The 800-nt window shown below is 65.9% G+C and carries 1 protein-coding gene; it reads right to left on the minus strand.

Annotated elements, in window-relative coordinates:
- Positions 1-800, minus strand: an 800-nt coding sequence (ispF, locus tag AC1DT3_RS23015; RefSeq protein WP_477467477.1) for a 2-C-methyl-D-erythritol 2,4-cyclodiphosphate synthase, incomplete at both ends; no start/stop codon positions are given.

Here is an 800-nt window from a genome sequence, read left to right on the forward strand (position 1 = left end):
CTTTCAGTGACACGCTGTCGATCCCGATTCCGGCGATTTCGGCGATGCGCCGGCGCATCGCTTCGCGGTGCGGCCCCAGGCGAGGCGCTTCGCACAACAAGGTCGCGTCGAGATGATCGACGATGCCGCCTTTCGATCGAACGCGGCGCACAGCGTCGGCGAGAAACCGATCAGACGAGGCCCCTTTCCATTGCGGATCGCTCGGGGGGAAATGAACGCCGATATCCCCATCGGCCAGGGCCCCGAGAATAGCGTCGGTCAGCGCATGCAGGATCACGTCGCCGTCGGAATGCGCCTGCACGCCGCGCTCATGCGGAACCTTGATGCCGCCGAGCCAGACGTGGTCGCCTTCGCCGAAGACATGGACGTCGAAGCCAGTTCCGAGCTTGGTGAGGTAGGTTTTGGCGAGGTAAGTCATGGACGGGCCCTTCAGACGCTGTTCCGCCTCCGCGAAATCGGCGGGATGGGTCAATTTCACATTGGCGGGATCGCCGTCGAACACGCGAACCGATGCGCCCGTCCATTCCATCAGGCCGCCATCGTCCGTGAAGCCGTTCTCGTCCGCGGCAGCGGCGTCGCGGTGAGCGGCGAGCAGCCGGTCGAAATTGAAGGCTTGCGGGGTCTGGACAGCACGAAGACGGGCGCGGTCTGGCGTCGCGACGACGTCGCTGCGCTCGTCGACGACTTTGATGGTGTCGGTGACGGCAATGCCAGGAACGGCGGCTCCAGCCTCGCGCCCCGCCGCGATCGCACGGTCGATCAGCGCCGCTGTCGCAAACGGTCGCGCGGCGTCGTGGACC

The organism is Microvirga sp. P4_G7 (assembly GCF_056401005.1).